Below are 15,038 nucleotides of genomic sequence, written 5' to 3' on the forward strand. Positions count from 1 at the left end.
TTACACCTCAACCTTTCGATTCAGCAGCATAGAGGCCAGCGCGAGACAGAGCGTTGCAAGCACGATCACTGCCAGGAAGCTGAAAAGCGAAATGTGGACGGCTTTCAGCTCCATCGTCCATCCGGTCAATTTTGTATAATGAAAATGAAAATTCGCATACACTTTTACCGGCCATAAATCATGTTGAGATGAAGTGAAAGGCGTAATGATTTTATCGTCAATATAGGTCCAGACAAACGCAAGCACGATGCAGATCACCCAACGGAGGACGGGAAAATGTTTTAATGAGTGAAAAACAGTCCAAAATACGGCCACGATCACAGATAAGTACGCTGAACTGATCAGCAGGTAAGCATTCAGCCCGGTTAATGTGCCGGCCAGGGGAATGGCGTGTTCCAGCGCTCCTTTTGCAGAAAGCATCCGGTACATCCAAATGCCGTAACCGGTCAGCGCCAGCTGCCCGATCAACTGATACAGCAGTGAGGCCGTCAGCTTGGAAGCCAGCAGATAAAATCCCCCATTCGGATTGTAAAGCCACAGCTGGTTTTTTCCTTCTTTATGAAGGTGATAATACATAAAAAGCGGCGCTACAAGAAATTGAAAAAACCCCATTGCCGTAAAAAAGCCGAAAATGACGAGCGGTTCTTTCTGACGGGCAGCGATGACGTGGGCTGCAAACGCCCAGCAAATCATGCCGCAAAGCCACACCGCGAGCCAAATCCATGAAACTTTCGCATCTTTTTTCAGCAAACCTAAAAACGATGTCATTCTTTCTCTCTCCATTCGGATCAAGTGTATGAGTAACATAGTACACTAGATCATCATGTATTACAATATCTTCAATAAAAAAAAGACAAATCCGCTCTTACGCGGATTTGCCTTTTCAATTACTTCTTTTTGTTTTTTAAGGAGAGCAGCGCATCACGATAGCTGCTATCCTGCATTTTGCCGCCGCTATCAGGATCGTTTGGTTCCTGATCCGTCTCAGAAGTCTTAAACTTCTGAAGCGCCTGACGGTACACATCATCGCCCATTGTATTCTTTTTCTCACGGGGAGATTCAGATTTTACAACGACGGGAGCATGCTCGGCTGAGCGCTCCTCGGCCGGATCATGCTTTTCCGGCTGTTCGGCTGTAGTGCCGATCGCTTCTCTCTTTTCTTCTTTGACATCCTGTCCTGCAGAAGTGCTGCGGACATTGAATGTGATAAGAAGTGCAATCACAATGACAGCAGCAATAACCGCTATAATAATGGCCATATAACCCTCTCCTTACTGTCGTCCGGCAGTTAGATTACCAGTGACCTGGCTGACACGTCTGCCAAGCGCACGGCCTAATTGAAGGCCTTCTTCCGTCATCAGCACATCGCTGTCAACCGGGCATGTGACGCCCGCGCCGTAGTAAGAGCCGTACAGCGCGTTTTCAGGAACGTTGCCGGGAAGACCGACAACAATCATGCCTTGGTGAAACATAGGAGTAATCAGATTGTGCATTGTCATTTCTAATCCGCCGTGTGTTGTCGCCGTCGTACAGAATACAGCGCCGACTTTATCAATCAGCTCGCCTTCAGCCCACAGATAGCCGAGTCTGTCGATCCACGCTTTTAAGCCTGAACTGATGGTGCCAAAATGTCCCGGGCATCCCCAGATAATGGCATCCATGTCTTTCAGCTTGCGGATGTCTGCTTGATCGACATGGTCGATCAGGACTTCAGCCTCAGCGTTTTCTCGTGCTCCTTCGGCAATGGCTTCAGCAAGGTGTTTTGTGTGTTCGCCTTCACTATCGTACACTACGTAAATTTTCATTCAGGAAACCTCCCATTCAGATGATTAAGATTCCTTCACTTCTTTAGGGGCCGGAAGCAATGACAGCTCCTCTTTTTTCTTCGCCCGCTGTTTGTCTTTCCGTACGTCACGCAAGAACAGGCTCAGGACTACGCCGATAACCGCAAAGATCGTCGCCCACATAAACGCGTCATTAATCCCCATAACGTTGGAATTAAGTGAAGCTGTTTTGTAGAGATATGAATAAACGGTTTGTTTCGCCGCATCAAGCGACATGTTCATGTTGACCATTAAATTCGAAACCGCGCTTTGGAACGACTGCATGAAGCTTGGATCAGCCGTGCTTGTTTTATCCGCAATCTGCGAATAATGCATTGTCGTACGGTTCGTATAAATCGTTGTGATCAAACTTGTTCCGATTGATCCGCTGATCTGGCGGAGCGTGTTGCTCATCGCCGTGCCGTGGCTGTTCAACCGTGCCGGAAGCTGGTTCATTCCGGCTGTCATAACAGGCATCATTAACAGTGACATACCGAATGCGCGGATGGCATAGACAAGCATAATGTGCGTGTAAGGTGTGTCAATTGTCAATTTTGTGTACTGGAATGTCGTTGCGACCGTGATGACCAGCCCGATAATCGCAAGCGGTCTCGGACCGATTTTGTCAAACAGAATACCGGAAATCGGCGACATGATCAGCATGACAATCGCGCCCGGCAATAGCAAGAGACCCGATTGCAGCGCCGTAAAGCCGACTAAGTTCTGCAGGTAAATCGGAAGCAGGAACATTCCTGTGTAAAGCGCAACGGTAATAATGATATTAATGACACTGGAAAGTGAGAAAATATCATATTTAAATACCCGGAAGTCGAGCATCGGTTTTTCAGAGCGCAATTGCTGAATGACAAACGCGGCAATCGCGATGACACCGACAATGACGGTAGACAGCACGATCGGATCTCCCCAGCCGTCGCTGCCCGCTTCACTGACTCCGTAAAGCAATGAGGCGAATCCGACAATAGATAGAATCGCACCCAAGCTGTCGAGTTTGATTTTTTGCGGTTCCACCAAGTTCTTAAAGAGGAAAAACGCTATGATAATAACGATTGCCCCGATCGGAACAAGGCCGTAGAACATAATGCGCCATGTGTAATGCTCGATGATCCAGCCGGAAAGAGTCGGTCCGACCGCCGGAGCAAACATCATCGCAAGACCGAAAATCCCCATTCCTTTCCCCCTGCTTTCAGGCGGGAAGATAAGCAGAATGGTTGTCATGACCAGCGGCTGCAGGATACCGCCGCCGACCGCCTGAATTAACCGGCCGATCAGCATGGTTGAGAAGTTAGGCGCGATTCCGCAGACTAACGTTCCCGCTGTAAAACAGAACATGGCTACGAGAAAGAGGCTTCTCTGTCCGAACCGGGTAATTAAGAACGCAGATAACGGAATCAAAACACCGTTGACCAGCATGTATCCGGTCGTAAGCCACTGAATCGTCGTCGCACTCACACCGAACTCGGTCATTAAGTGCGGCATTGCCACGTTAAGAAGCGTTTGGTTCAAGATCGCCAGGAATAACCCGGCCATAAGCACAATAAGCAATGTTTTAGGACTTTTTACTTGATTATCTGATTTAGCCACCTAAGACAACCTCCCTTCATGGTTTGATGACTGATCTGTATTATTCAGAGATTTTTACAGATGCGTTCATACCAGGAAGCACCTTGTCAGATGGGTTGCTGAGTGAAATTTTAACAGGAACTTTTTGCGTTACTTTAGTGTAGTTGCCGCTTGAGTTTGAAGAAGGCAGCATATCAAATGTTGAATTTGTCGCATAACCGATTTCTTCTACTGTTCCGTCAAATGTTGTATTAGGATCGCCGTCAACAATTACGTCTACTTTGTTTCCTACTTCAATGTCTCTAATGTCTGTTTCTTTAATGTTTGCAGTGATGTAAAGGTGTTTCATGTCAATTTCCTGGGCAATTGTCGTACCGGCTTGCACCATTTGGCCGTTTTTCACTTCGTTTTTCACGATTGTTCCATCCATGATGGCTTTTACGTCAGCATTTTGCTGTCCTTTAATTTTTGCAACAACGTCGTTTTTGCTTACTTCTTTCCCCTCATCAAGGTTCCAGTCAGTTACTTTACCCGCAGCAGGAGCTGTGATAGCAGCCATGTCGCCGGCAACTTTCGCTTCATCGGTTTTTACATAGTGTGTGCTTTGATAATAGTAGTAAGCACCTCCGCCTATAATTGCAAGAACAACAATCAAACCGATAATGTTGGTCAGAATTAAACGTCCTCTGTTCATTTTGTTTTCTCCTTTCGTTTCTTCCTCTATCATTTTGTGGAATGATGATAAAAATATGTGGGGATTTTTTTATTTTCCGTTTTTCACTGCACAGCCGTTTGCAAGCTTCGTTAAACTTTCCGCAAGCTTGCGCAGGTACTGCAGTTCAGCGGTATTGAGCTGCCGGTATAAGACCGCCGCTTTTTCGGCATATTGAACAGCAGCTTTCTTTAGAAGTTCTTCCCCCTCTTCGGTTAACTGAATCATAACAACACGCCGGTCGTCGTGATAGTCGCTCCGAACCATTAGGCGGCGCTTATACAGAATATCGGTCATTCTCGTGACAGACGCCGGTTTCAGATCAAGCGACAAAGCCAGCCTTGAAAGCTGCGTGCTTTTGCTCTTATGTATTTTGAACATCAGCAGATACTGCAGCACTGTAATATCAAAAGGTTCAAGCACTGTCTCCAGAATCATTTTCTGCTTTTTGTAAATCGATCTGGAAGTATCAAACAGCTGTTCAAAACTGAGCAAAGCGAGCTCTGATTCAATCACCGTATTTTCACCTCATTCCCTTAATAATAGTTCACAAGATAAAATATTAATAAATGAAAGAAGGTTTGTAAAGAGAAAAGTTTCATTTTTTAAGGATTTTTTTTATGCCGTTTTTTCTCTTTATTTTTAATTTAAAAAAGCCGGGTGAAGAACCGCGCCGCACGATTCTTCACTCGGCTTTATATTTAATACGATGCTTTGCTTATACCGGCTTCCTCATTTTTAAAAAAGCTTTTCAGCGCTTGAAATACGTCCGATTTCTGTTTCAGGATGTAGTATTTAAATTTATCATCTTTGACATTTTTATAGGCGGACATGAGGGTGGAATGCCTGTTATATTGATTGACCTCACCGTAACAGAACAGATTCGATTTTTTCATGATGTCATTGACGAGCTTTACGCATCGGGCGTTATCCGAAGTCAGGTTATCTCCGTCTGAAAAATGAAACGGATAGATGTTGTAGCGGGCGGGGTCATATTTTTCATCAATTAATTCAAGAGACTTCCGGTAAACGGAGGAACAGATGGTGCCTCCGCTCTCGCCTTTCGAGAAAAAATCTTCTTCCGACACAACCTTCGCTTCCGTATGGTGGGCGATAAATTCGATATCAACCGTTTCATACTTTGTCCGTAAAAATCGTGTCATCCAAAAAAAGAAGCTCCTCGCCATATACTTTTCCCATACGCCCATCGAACCGCTTGTATCCATCATGGCTAAAACGACAGCTTTCGATTCCGGCTTCGTCACATCATTCCATGTTTTGTATTTCAGATCTTCCGGATAAATAGGGTAAAACGATGGCTTGCCTGTCATAGCGTTTCGTTTATAGGCCGACAGCATCGTCCTTTTCTTATCGATATTCCCTGTCAGCCCGGTTTTCCGGATATCATTGAACTCGATATCGGTATGGACGATATTGTCCCTTTCCTTTTGCTGCAGATTCGGCAGTTCTAATTCCTGAAACAGCGCTTCTTCCAGATCCATCAATGAAACTTCCGCTTCATAATAATCCTCGCCTGCCTGATCGCCTGCTCCCTGGCCTTTTCCGGCACCCTGCTTTTTATCTGCGCCGTCTCTTGCGACGACATCGCCGACTTCGCTGTCGCCGTCGCCTTGGCCGACATGTTTATTTTTATCATAGTTATAACGGATTTTATATTCATCAAGCGAACGAATCGGGATTTTCACGACATCTTTTCCGTTGGACATAATAATGCTTTCCTCAGTGACAAGATCCGGAAGGTTGTTTTTTATCGCTTCCTGCACTTTCTTTTGGTGGCGCTGCTGGTCGTCAAAGCCTTTGCGATGGAGGGACCAGTCTTCCTCTGAAATCAAAAAATTTCCGCTGTCATTACGGGACATGAATTCCCCTCCTTAACCGTTATGGTCGTTTTACATGTGTATTCCGGCTTGGTCCTGTTTATGAAACAAGTCCGGCGAAAAGATTTATTTTTATCTTATGCCGGCCGGACTCTCCAATTGACAAACAATTGCGAAAAACAGACAAAAGAACCCGTCCTTTTACAGACGGGCCTCTCGATGAAATCAAATATCAGCGGTTTAACAAGCTTCCGACATACTTCAGCAGTTCATTAGCGCTTGTCGAATTATAGCCATGTTCATCTATTAACCTTGCCACTACCTCATTGACCTTTTTAAGCTGCTGTTCATCCGGCGTTTTGGTGGAGGTCGTAATTTTCACTACATCTTTTAAGTCTGCGAACAGCTTTTTCTGAATCGCTTCGCGGAGTCTTTCGTGCGAATTATAGTCAAAGCGTTTTCCTTTTCTTGCATAGGCGGATATGCGGATTAAGATTTCTTCGCGGAACGCTTTTTTGGCGTTTTCTGAAATGCCGATCTGCTCTTCAATGGATCTCATCAGTTTTTCGTCAGGATTCATTTCTTCACCCGTCAGCGGATCGCGAAGCTTATTTTTATTGCAGTACGCTTCCACATTATCTAAATAATTGTCCATGAGAGTTTTCGCGGATTCTTCATATGAATAGACGAACGCCTTCTGCACTTCCTTTTTGGCGATGTCATCGTACTCTTTCCTGGCGGCGGAAATAAAATTCATATACCGCTCTTTGTCCTCGGCGGAGATGGACGGATGCTGGTCGAGTCCTTCTTTTAAGGAACGCAGCACGTCAAGCGAATTGATGGATTCCATATTTTTTCTGATAATCGTTGAGGAAATGCGGTTGATGACATAGCGCGGGTCAATTCCGCTCATTCCTTCATCATGGAATTCCTTCTTCATATCCTCCAGATCAACGGAATTGTAACCTTCAACGCTTTCTCCGTCATAGAGCCTCATTTTTTTGACGAGATCAATATCAGAGCGGTTCGGTTCCTTCAGCCGGGTCAAAATAGAAAACATCGCGGCCACTTTTAATGTATGGGGGGCGATGTGTACGTCAGAAACATCACTTTCAGAAATCATTTTTTCATAAATCCGTTCTTCCTCTGACACCTTTAAATTATAAGGAACAGGCATCACGATGATCCTGGAGTGAAGGGCTTCATTTTTCTTATTGGCAATAAACGAGCGGTACTCCGTTTCGTTCGTATGCGCAACAATCAATTCGTCGGCGGAGATGAGCGCAAACCGTCCGGCTTTGAAATTCCCTTCCTGCGTGAGTGACAGAAGGTGCCACAGAAATTTTTCATCGCATTTCAGCATTTCCTGAAACTCCATCATTCCGCGGTTCGCTTTATTTAATTCACCGTCAAACCGATAAGCGCGCGGATCTGATTCCGAGCCGTATTCGGCAATCGTCGAAAAATCAATGCTCCCCGTCAAGTCGGCGATATCCTGTGATTTCGGATCAGACGGGCTGAAGGTTCCGATTCCGGTACGTTTGTCCTCCGAGAAGAATATACGTTCAACTTTTACATCCTCAATTCTGCCGCCGTATTCTTCTTCAAGCCGCATGACATTAAGCGGAGAAAGGCTGCCCTCAATTCTGATGCCGTATTCTCTGTAGAAGTCGTCGCGCAGATGATGGGGAATGAGATGGAGAGGATCTTCATGCATCGGGCAGCCTTTAATGGCGTAAACAGCGCCGTTGTCTGTCAATGAGTAGGCTTCAAGCCCTTTTTTCAGCATGGTGACAAGAGTTGACTTTCCGCCGCTGACGGGTCCCATCAATAGTAAAATCCTTTTTCTTACATCGAGCCGCTTGGCAGCCGGGTGAAAGTATTCCTCCACGAGCCGTTCCAGAGATTCCTCAAGGCCGAACAGCTCCCTCGAGAAAAAGCTGTATGTCTTTTTCCCGTCATCCTCCTCGATTCCGCTGTCTTTTATCATATTAAAAACGCGAGAATGAGCAGACTGCGCGACCAATGGATTTTCTTTTATGATCTCCAAATAATCAGCGAACGTCCCTTCCCATTTGAGACGCTGCTCTTCCTCTCTGTACTTTTCAATTTTCTTTAATATATCCATAAGAACCTCCTCTATCATGGTTAATGCACTAGAAATAAGGTACTTTGTTACAATCTATGCGGTGACGTGATAATACATGCTTTTCGTTTCTTAAAAATAAAGACGTTATAAGGCCGTCATTGACAAGGGTCCGGTGCACCGTTCATAATGAAAGAAATACAGTTTCATCCAGACTCGGACATCAAATGGAAAAGCAAAGAGGAGGAGACATGATGAAAACGATCATTTTACTTGGGGTCATTCTCACTTTTTTAGTATCCATTTTTACTGCGGGTTACGACAGCAAACCTGAAAACAAATAACGGCAAAAGGGTGCTCTTTATGAAGAGCACCCTTTCCTGTACAACATAACAATGTTTCATATTTGAATATGTTCTTGGACAGTTGATTTTTCATGAGACTTGCAGCTTGTTTGATACTCGATTTTTCCGATTTTGCACCCCGGGCCGATTTCCACACGCTTCCCTCTGACGATGTCCGCTTCCGTGTATTCGAGGTAAATTGCGTCTCCTTCGATCAATTCAGCAGAAAGCATGCCGGCTTTCCGTTTAAGAAAACCAGGTTTCCGTCTGACGGTGATCGATGTGCCGCCGATTTCTTTCACACGGCTTCGGTCATAACGCAAATGGATGTTTACGTCCCCTGCGTTTAACAATCCCGCCACATTGATACATCCTGTTACATGAAGCAGCTCCGTCTCGCAATCGCCGCCGACGGTGAGACTGCCTTTCATATGACACTGCTCTCCCGCGGCCCCGCCGCCAATTTCAGCAAGTCCTTTCAGCCTCATCCTGGCGAAACGCATGGAGCCGCCGACTTTCAATGTGCCGATCACATTTGCTGAATGTGCTGATAAATCTCCTGCAACTTCATGCTCTCCGAAAATTTTCAGCCTGCTGATCTCGGCATCTCCGAGAAAAAGTCCCGTACCGAATATCCGGCAGCGTTCGCTTTGAAGTCCTTCGCCGACAGTTCCTTCCCCTTTAATACTTACATTTTGGTAGGAACCGCCGGAGGCGTGTCCGGCTCCGTACATTTTTAAATGACTCAATTTTTTTGTCGTTTCCATCGCAGCTCCTCCTATCGTTTCACAACTTTGTTAACCAAAGCGGAAGGATCACATGTAAAATCGCCGCTGTATTCCACAGTTCCAATGGTGCAGCCTGCGCCGATCCGCACATGATTCCCGCGGACTGTCTTCGCGTTCGTGTCCGCCAATTCAATGATGTCACCTTCAATCAGCTCTGCTGTCAGCACCGGAGCCGGCATCAGCTTAAAACGCGTAAGCACGCTCTTTCTGCTCATCACTTTCAAATGGCGGCAGCCGATCTCTTTCACCCGGCTCTCTCCCGCCGCCAGCTTAATACTGACTTCATCAGCATTCAGCAGGCCGCCGATCTTGCATTTGCCTTCCGAACGGAACGTCTCTGTCTCGCAATCGCCTTCAATCCCGGCTTTCCCGGATATGAAAATATCATCAGCTTTCACACCGCCGCCGAAAGATGAAAATCCCGCGACGTTCAGCCGCTCCGTTTTGACATCACCTTTAATGACACCCGTTCCGTTGATACGGATGGATTCAGCTTCGGCGCTGCCGGAAATTTTCCCCGAACCGCTGATCGTCAGCGTTTGCGTCTTGACATGTCCGTCTGTTTTTCCGCTGCCGTTAAACAAAAGGCTCGTGCACTCCACATCACCTGACACCGTGCCGCTTCCGTTGATCTCCACTGTATGAAAACGGCCTCCTTTTGAACTTCCCGAACCGTTAATGATTAATTTATCTGTTACTTCCATTGATGGTCCTCCTGCATCCATTTCGTTTTTAATTCTTCCGATGCCGCAGCAAGCGCCACCCGTTCAACCACTTTGACAGTCGGTTCAAACAAAATATGTTCCGCGTCTGCGATGAAGCACGTCGTTACGCCAAGCTTTCGGAGCATGACAAGCTCCGTATTCGCTTTCAGCTCGGAAGCCTCATACGTTTTCAGCACCCCTGCCGCCAATTTTCCTTCCTCAAGGCTGATATTGCCCGATTGCAAAAGCCCTTCAAGCACATATAAAGACAGCAGCGCGCGGGACGTGAATGTCACGCCGTCTTCGCCATAAACTTGCAGCGCGGCTTTTGAAATCAGTCCCTTTTGAAGCAGTTCCGCAGACGTTATATTGACATCAGTCATTTGCGGAGACAGCATTTCTCTCATTTCATCCAGAGACAGATTTTCTTTCATTTTCTGTATTTTTGAGATGCGTTTTAATATTTCCGCTCTCGGAAAAAATGTTTCCTGGCCTGTAAACGTCGATTTTCGGATAAACCATTCTTCAGGAATTAAATTTTTCCGTTTCCACCGGTACAGCTGCCCGTATGAAATTGATGTTTCTTCCAGCAAATCTTTTTTAGAAATCAGTTGTTCCTCCATGAATCCAGCTCCTTCGATGAATGCATTGTAACATAACAATGTTACGTTGTTAAGCCTGAAAATATAAAAATGCCGTGAACCGCTGCTGCCCGTCTTTTTTATTCAATAAAAAAACGCCCGGATGCGGGCGTTTTTTCTCACGTCAAATCTCTGTAATTTTGCTGGCGCAGCGCTTCATATACAAGAATCGCGGCCGTGTTGGACAGGTTTAATGATCTCACATGCTCGGTCATCGGCAGACGCAGGCAGCGGTCCATATTGTTTTCGATCAATTCTTTCGGAAGTCCGCTCGTTTCTCTGCCGAATACGAAGAAAAAGTCTTCCTCTGTATTTGAGTAATCAAATGATGTGTGCGGCTTTTGGCCGAATTTTGTAATGAAGAAAAACTTTCCGTTCTCATATGCCTCAAATAATTCTTCCAATGAATCATGATATACGACGTTGACGAACTCCCAATAATCGAGTCCGGCTCGCTTCAGCATTTTATCATCGGTTGAGAATCCGAGCGGGCGGATCAAATGAAGCGTTGTGTCTGTTGCCGCACAAGTACGTGCGATATTTCCCGTATTGGCCGGGATTTCGGGTTGATATAAAACGACATGTAATGCCACGATGTTCACCTCTGTTTTTTATTCCGCCCACCATTATATCATTAATTACTCTTTTGTCGTATCATCCGTAATATGAAAAAACGCATATCTGATGGAAGGAGTATACGCCGTTGAATCCTCATATGACCAATATCTCATTCTGCTGTCATACGTTTGGGCATTGACGAGCGGCATATTGCTTTTATCTTTTGCGACCACGATCGCCGTATGATTAAAACGGCCGTCTCCTTCAAAATCATAGCAAATGATATCTCCGGGCATCAGTTCTTCAGCTCTTGATACTTGCAATGCGCGAAGCCCTGCCTTGGATTGGGCCAGATACATCTTCATCGAATGCGCGACCGTCCAGCTGTAGCTCCACGAGCTTGCCTTCATCCACCAGCCTGAGCCTCTGTTCGGATGCCCCCGCATCGGTGCTTTTCCGGCATGTAAACATTGGGAAATAAAATTGGTGCAATTATCGCTGAAATTTTTATAAGCGGGATTTCGTTTATTCCAAAACTTCTCCGCGTACTGCACGGCAGCCAGACGGTCGTATTGAAACGCCCGCCCGAAATCTTCCCGTTCACTCCGCTCATATTCAATTACGCTGTTTCCGTCAGAAAATCCAGCCGGTTTTTTCTTTACTTCCCGGTCTTTAATCAAAAGCTCATCATAGAGAAATGCAGTCCGTTCCTCAATCTGCTCTTCTAAGTAAAGGTGTCCGTCATGCTCCTTGCACAAATATTCGAAATGAATCGTGTACATGACACATAACGTGCCGTCGTCCTCAAGACGGCTTTTGACAATGACGGCTTTTGCCTTCGCTTTCACGATATCAACTTTCCGTTTTTCAAACAGCTCTTTTTTTCTCGTCAGGACCTCAAGATCGACGGTCTGCCCATTCTGCCTCATCTCGGTTCCGTTGATTAAATAATGAAGCCGGGCCTCCGCTAAATCTTCAATAATATGCTTCAAGCGCTCCACCCACCATACGATTTTATAAAGAAAAAACACTTGAACTCCGGTCAAGTGCTTTTTCTCTATACATATGTCAGGACCGGCCGGTTTTAGTCTTCTCAGAAACCGATAACAGCTCCAGTCCCTTTTCAATTTCCCGTATGGCGTCCTCATCCTGCTCCTTTTGAAGCGCTTTTTCTAATTCCTCCGCATAATCAGGATCACCGATTTTCCCGATGGCCCAGGCGGCCGTACCCCTGATGACGGGGCGCGGATCTTGGTGCATCAAGGCCGTTAATTCCGGAAGAGACGAGGCGTCTTTAAAATGAGCCAAAGCTAAAATCGCATTCCGCTGTATCGGCTTCTTGCCGCGCCATGATCCCGATACATGTCCGAATTTTTCTTTGAATTCGCGGTTGCTTATGGTCAAAAGCGGCTTTAACAGCGGCTTTGCGATTTCCGGATCAGGCTCCATCTGCGGATGAAGATGAAAATCTTTCCCCATATTAATCGGACAGACCGTCTGGCACGTGTCACAGCCATACAGACGGTTTCCGATTTTCGTGCGGAACTCATCCGGCAAAAATCCCTTTGTCTGGGTCAGGAACGAAATACAGCGCTGGGCGTTAAGCTGTCCGGGATTGACGAGTGCGCCGGTCGGACAAGCGTCTAGACATTTTGTGCACGTACCGCACATATCTTCAATCGGCACATCCGGTTCAAAGGGCAGATTGGTGATCATTTCAGCCAGATAGACGTAAGAACCGTATTCAGGCGTGGTGATCATGCAGTTTTTGGCGCTGAAGCCGATTCCCGCCCGTTCAGCCACGGCCCTGTCGGACAATTCTCCTGTATCCACCATTGACTTTGTGCGGATATCCTCATGTTTGCTTTGGAGAAAATTCTCCAGCAGATCAAGCTTTTCCCGCAGCACATCATGATAATCCTTCCCCCAGGAAGCTCTGCAAAAAATGCCGCGCCGCCCGTCCCTCGTGCTCCTCGGCGCATCTTTCATTTTGGAAGGATAAGCAAGGGCGATGGCGACGATTGATTTGGCTTTCGGGAGAAGCAAAGACGGAGTAACCCGTTTTTCAATATCCGGCTCTTCAAAACCGGATAAATAGCCGAGTGATTCCTGAAGAATCAGCCGGTCCCGCAGACTGTCGAACGTATCAGCCGTTGTAAACCCGATTTTGTCAACTCCGATGCTTTTGGCGTATTCGATTAATTCCTCTTTCAGTTTATGAATATTCATTTTTTGCACAGCCTCCTTTCTTTGTGATCAGGCTCCCGCACGGGTATAATAGAGTTTTATCATCCCGAAATGGAGTGAACACACTTGAACATCAGTTTAGATCCACTTATTGCTGAACGGGTGCCGGGGATCAAAGCGGCAGCCGTCTTATATGAACAGATCGAAGTCGGGCCTGCTCCGCAAATGCTGAAAGGCCGCCTCCGTTTATTTCAAGAATCTCTTTACTTTGATTATGCTGACGGCGGTATAGATGAGCAGCCTTTTGTTAAAGAGTGGGCGCGTATGATGGAACAGCTCAGTCCCGCCTTTTCAGGACAAAAAACGCCGATGGAGCTTATGCTCGGCGATATTTCCCGGGAACGATTCATTGAAAGTGTGAATTCAGCCCATGATACCATACTTTTTTTCTCCTTGAAATATTCATTGCCCATCATGGCGTATGACGCCGCAGAAATAGATGAACCGATTTCGATTACAATCGGAGAAAAAGAACACGTACTTGCTTTCTCCGACTCTGGCGGCATTTTCGGCGGCCTTACCGGACATATCAACACCCGCCCTGTAACAACCGGCACAAAGAAAATGCTGCAGCTGATCTTTTTCCCGCCTTCATTTCATGCCGACGCGGCGGATGAGCTGCTATCATCTTTAACCAAAATGTTTGAACAAATTCACGGAGGCACGCATACCGTCTCTTGGCTTTCATAAAAAGACACGCCTTCGTGTCTTTTTTCACATAAAAAAACGCAATACTTCGTTTATCAGAGAAACGAAACACTGCGTTAATAACGTATGTATGGAGCGGGTGATGAGAATCGAACTCACGACATCAGCTTGGAAGGCTGAGGTTTTACCACTAAACTACACCCGCATCAAAGTTTTTTGTCAGTACCGATTTGATGTTTCTAATATTACATGTATATTTTTTTTTCGTCAAGGGAATGTTAAAAAATTTGTCGAAAAAAATTCTTTTTTTGTCCACATGTTAAGTTAGGTTTACATTTTGTTAAGAATCTCATACAATATAAAAAAGAAGAAAACTTGAGGTACGCCCTGATGATGAAAAATAAAGTAAAAGAGCTGAGAGCCAGATTCGGCTATTCTCAGGAAACGCTCGGAAAAGAAGCCGGAGCCACCAGACAGACGATTGCAGCGATTGAAAAAGGAGATTATGTGCCTTCACTCTTATTGGCGCTTAACATCTGCCGGGCTTTCTCACTGCCGATGGAGGAAGTTTTCTGGCTGGAGGAGGAGAAAAAATGAGTTTGAAAAGAAAAGCGTGTTTTCACCTTGCACTCTACGGATTGGCCTGCTGGACGCTTATTTCCTTTATGGAAGCGGCACCGCGGATCGCTCAGTTTTTCCAAACGGAGGGGAGCAGTTCATTTGAGCTGAATATCACTCCGTTTCTGCTGTTTATCATTTGTGCCGCATTGTATATCTATGCCGAAAAGAAAAAACGAAACGGCAAAAAGCACAGGCTTGTGCCCGATGAATTTGAGGAACAGGATGAAAGAGAACAAATGATGACGGCTAAAGCTTGCCGTTCCTCGTATATCGCCGTTTACTTCTCATTGCCGGCCGCAGCCGTTCTGCTTTTGTTTTATCCGCTGATTCAGCCGCATCTACCTTTTTTTCCGATACTTTTGATTTTCATTCTGATGATGATTCAGCATTTGGCTTATGTTTTCACTTTTCATAAGCACGGCAAAAACTCCGGTTCATGACAGATCC

17 protein-coding genes and 1 tRNA gene are annotated in these 15,038 nt (G+C 45.9%); 3 read left to right on the forward strand and 15 right to left on the reverse strand.

The features are described from left to right. From ACWJJ5_RS09785 to queG, 14 genes are all read right to left on the reverse strand, one after another. On the reverse strand, positions 1 to 768 hold the full coding sequence (locus tag ACWJJ5_RS09785; protein ID WP_094247121.1) for a hypothetical protein: 768 nt from the start codon (positions 766 to 768) through the stop codon (positions 1 to 3). Between the two features lie 119 nt (positions 769 to 887). Further along, entirely contained in the window at positions 888 to 1,259 is a 372-nt protein-coding gene (locus ACWJJ5_RS09790; protein WP_003155385.1) for a hypothetical protein, read from the reverse strand. A gap of 12 nt (positions 1,260 to 1,271) precedes the next feature. Beyond that, complete coding sequence (locus tag ACWJJ5_RS09795; RefSeq protein ID WP_003155386.1) at positions 1,272 to 1,805, reverse strand: NAD(P)H-dependent oxidoreductase; 534 nt, start codon at positions 1,803 to 1,805, stop codon at positions 1,272 to 1,274. Positions 1,806 to 1,829: 24 nt separating this feature from the next. Continuing rightward, on the reverse strand, positions 1,830 to 3,425 hold the full coding sequence (locus tag ACWJJ5_RS09800) for an MFS transporter (RefSeq protein ID WP_003155387.1): 1,596 nt from the start codon (positions 3,423 to 3,425) through the stop codon (positions 1,830 to 1,832). A 40-nt stretch (positions 3,426 to 3,465) separates the two neighbouring features. After that, positions 3,466 to 4,131 (reverse strand): HlyD family secretion protein, encoded by a 666-nt coding sequence (locus ACWJJ5_RS09805; protein WP_007610259.1) that lies wholly within the window; start codon positions 4,129 to 4,131, stop codon positions 3,466 to 3,468. A 36-nt stretch (positions 4,132 to 4,167) separates the two neighbouring features. After that, positions 4,168 to 4,632, reverse strand: coding sequence for a MarR family transcriptional regulator (locus ACWJJ5_RS09810; protein WP_003155389.1), 465 nt, complete (start codon positions 4,630 to 4,632; stop codon positions 4,168 to 4,170). 185 nt (positions 4,633 to 4,817) lie between these two features. After that, a complete protein-coding gene (yhbH, locus tag ACWJJ5_RS09815) occupies positions 4,818 to 5,996 on the reverse strand; it encodes a sporulation protein YhbH (protein ID WP_014417268.1) in 1,179 nt (392 codons plus the stop codon). Between the two features lie 190 nt (positions 5,997 to 6,186). Further along, a complete protein-coding gene (gene prkA, locus ACWJJ5_RS09820; RefSeq protein ID WP_069473222.1) occupies positions 6,187 to 8,082 on the reverse strand; it encodes a serine/threonine protein kinase PrkA in 1,896 nt (631 codons plus the stop codon). A gap of 358 nt (positions 8,083 to 8,440) precedes the next feature. After that, complete coding sequence (locus ACWJJ5_RS09825; RefSeq protein ID WP_094247123.1) at positions 8,441 to 9,151, reverse strand: hypothetical protein; 711 nt, start codon at positions 9,149 to 9,151, stop codon at positions 8,441 to 8,443. Positions 9,152 to 9,162: 11 nt separating this feature from the next. After that, positions 9,163 to 9,876, reverse strand: a complete 714-nt coding sequence (locus ACWJJ5_RS09830; RefSeq protein ID WP_071392070.1) for a polymer-forming cytoskeletal protein — start codon at positions 9,874 to 9,876, stop codon at positions 9,163 to 9,165. Then, the gene (locus ACWJJ5_RS09835) at positions 9,867 to 10,499 is read right to left on the reverse strand and encodes a YhbD family protein (RefSeq protein ID WP_077721979.1); all 633 of its coding nucleotides are present in this window, start codon (positions 10,497 to 10,499) and stop codon (positions 9,867 to 9,869) included. The genes ACWJJ5_RS09830 and ACWJJ5_RS09835 overlap by 10 nt, the downstream gene beginning before the upstream one ends. Before the next feature lie 137 nt (positions 10,500 to 10,636). Then, positions 10,637 to 11,119 (reverse strand): tRNA (uridine(34)/cytosine(34)/5-carboxymethylaminomethyluridine(34)-2'-O)-methyltransferase TrmL, encoded by a 483-nt coding sequence (gene trmL / locus ACWJJ5_RS09840; RefSeq protein ID WP_007610253.1) that lies wholly within the window; start codon positions 11,117 to 11,119, stop codon positions 10,637 to 10,639. A gap of 36 nt (positions 11,120 to 11,155) precedes the next feature. After that, positions 11,156 to 12,067 (reverse strand): amidase domain-containing protein, encoded by a 912-nt coding sequence (locus tag ACWJJ5_RS09845; protein WP_454022388.1) that lies wholly within the window; start codon positions 12,065 to 12,067, stop codon positions 11,156 to 11,158. Between the two features lie 76 nt (positions 12,068 to 12,143). Next, positions 12,144 to 13,304, reverse strand: a complete 1,161-nt coding sequence (queG, locus tag ACWJJ5_RS09850) for a tRNA epoxyqueuosine(34) reductase QueG (protein WP_454022377.1) — start codon at positions 13,302 to 13,304, stop codon at positions 12,144 to 12,146. A gap of 84 nt (positions 13,305 to 13,388) precedes the next feature. Between queG and ACWJJ5_RS09855 the strand changes: the two genes are divergently transcribed. After that, complete coding sequence (locus tag ACWJJ5_RS09855) at positions 13,389 to 14,012, forward strand: hypothetical protein (RefSeq protein ID WP_022552809.1); 624 nt, start codon at positions 13,389 to 13,391, stop codon at positions 14,010 to 14,012. Between the two features lie 89 nt (positions 14,013 to 14,101). On the opposite strand, the gene ACWJJ5_RS09860 is transcribed toward ACWJJ5_RS09855, so the two are convergent. After that, positions 14,102 to 14,175 (reverse strand) — tRNA-Gly (locus tag ACWJJ5_RS09860). 188 nt (positions 14,176 to 14,363) lie between these two features. Between ACWJJ5_RS09860 and ACWJJ5_RS09865 the strand changes: the two genes are divergently transcribed. Together ACWJJ5_RS09865 and ACWJJ5_RS09870 are read left to right on the forward strand one after the other, a co-directional pair. After that, positions 14,364 to 14,567: a helix-turn-helix transcriptional regulator gene (locus ACWJJ5_RS09865; protein WP_003155407.1), complete on the forward strand. Its 204-nt coding sequence runs from the start codon at positions 14,364 to 14,366 to the stop codon at positions 14,565 to 14,567. Then, positions 14,564 to 15,031 carry a hypothetical protein gene (locus ACWJJ5_RS09870; RefSeq protein WP_173612596.1) on the forward strand — a complete coding sequence of 156 codons (468 nt, stop codon included), beginning with the start codon at positions 14,564 to 14,566 and terminating at the stop codon, positions 15,029 to 15,031. The genes ACWJJ5_RS09865 and ACWJJ5_RS09870 overlap by 4 nt, the downstream gene beginning before the upstream one ends. Positions 15,032 to 15,038: the final 7 nt, after the last annotated feature.

It is taken from the genome of Bacillus sp. JK74 (assembly GCF_053663395.1).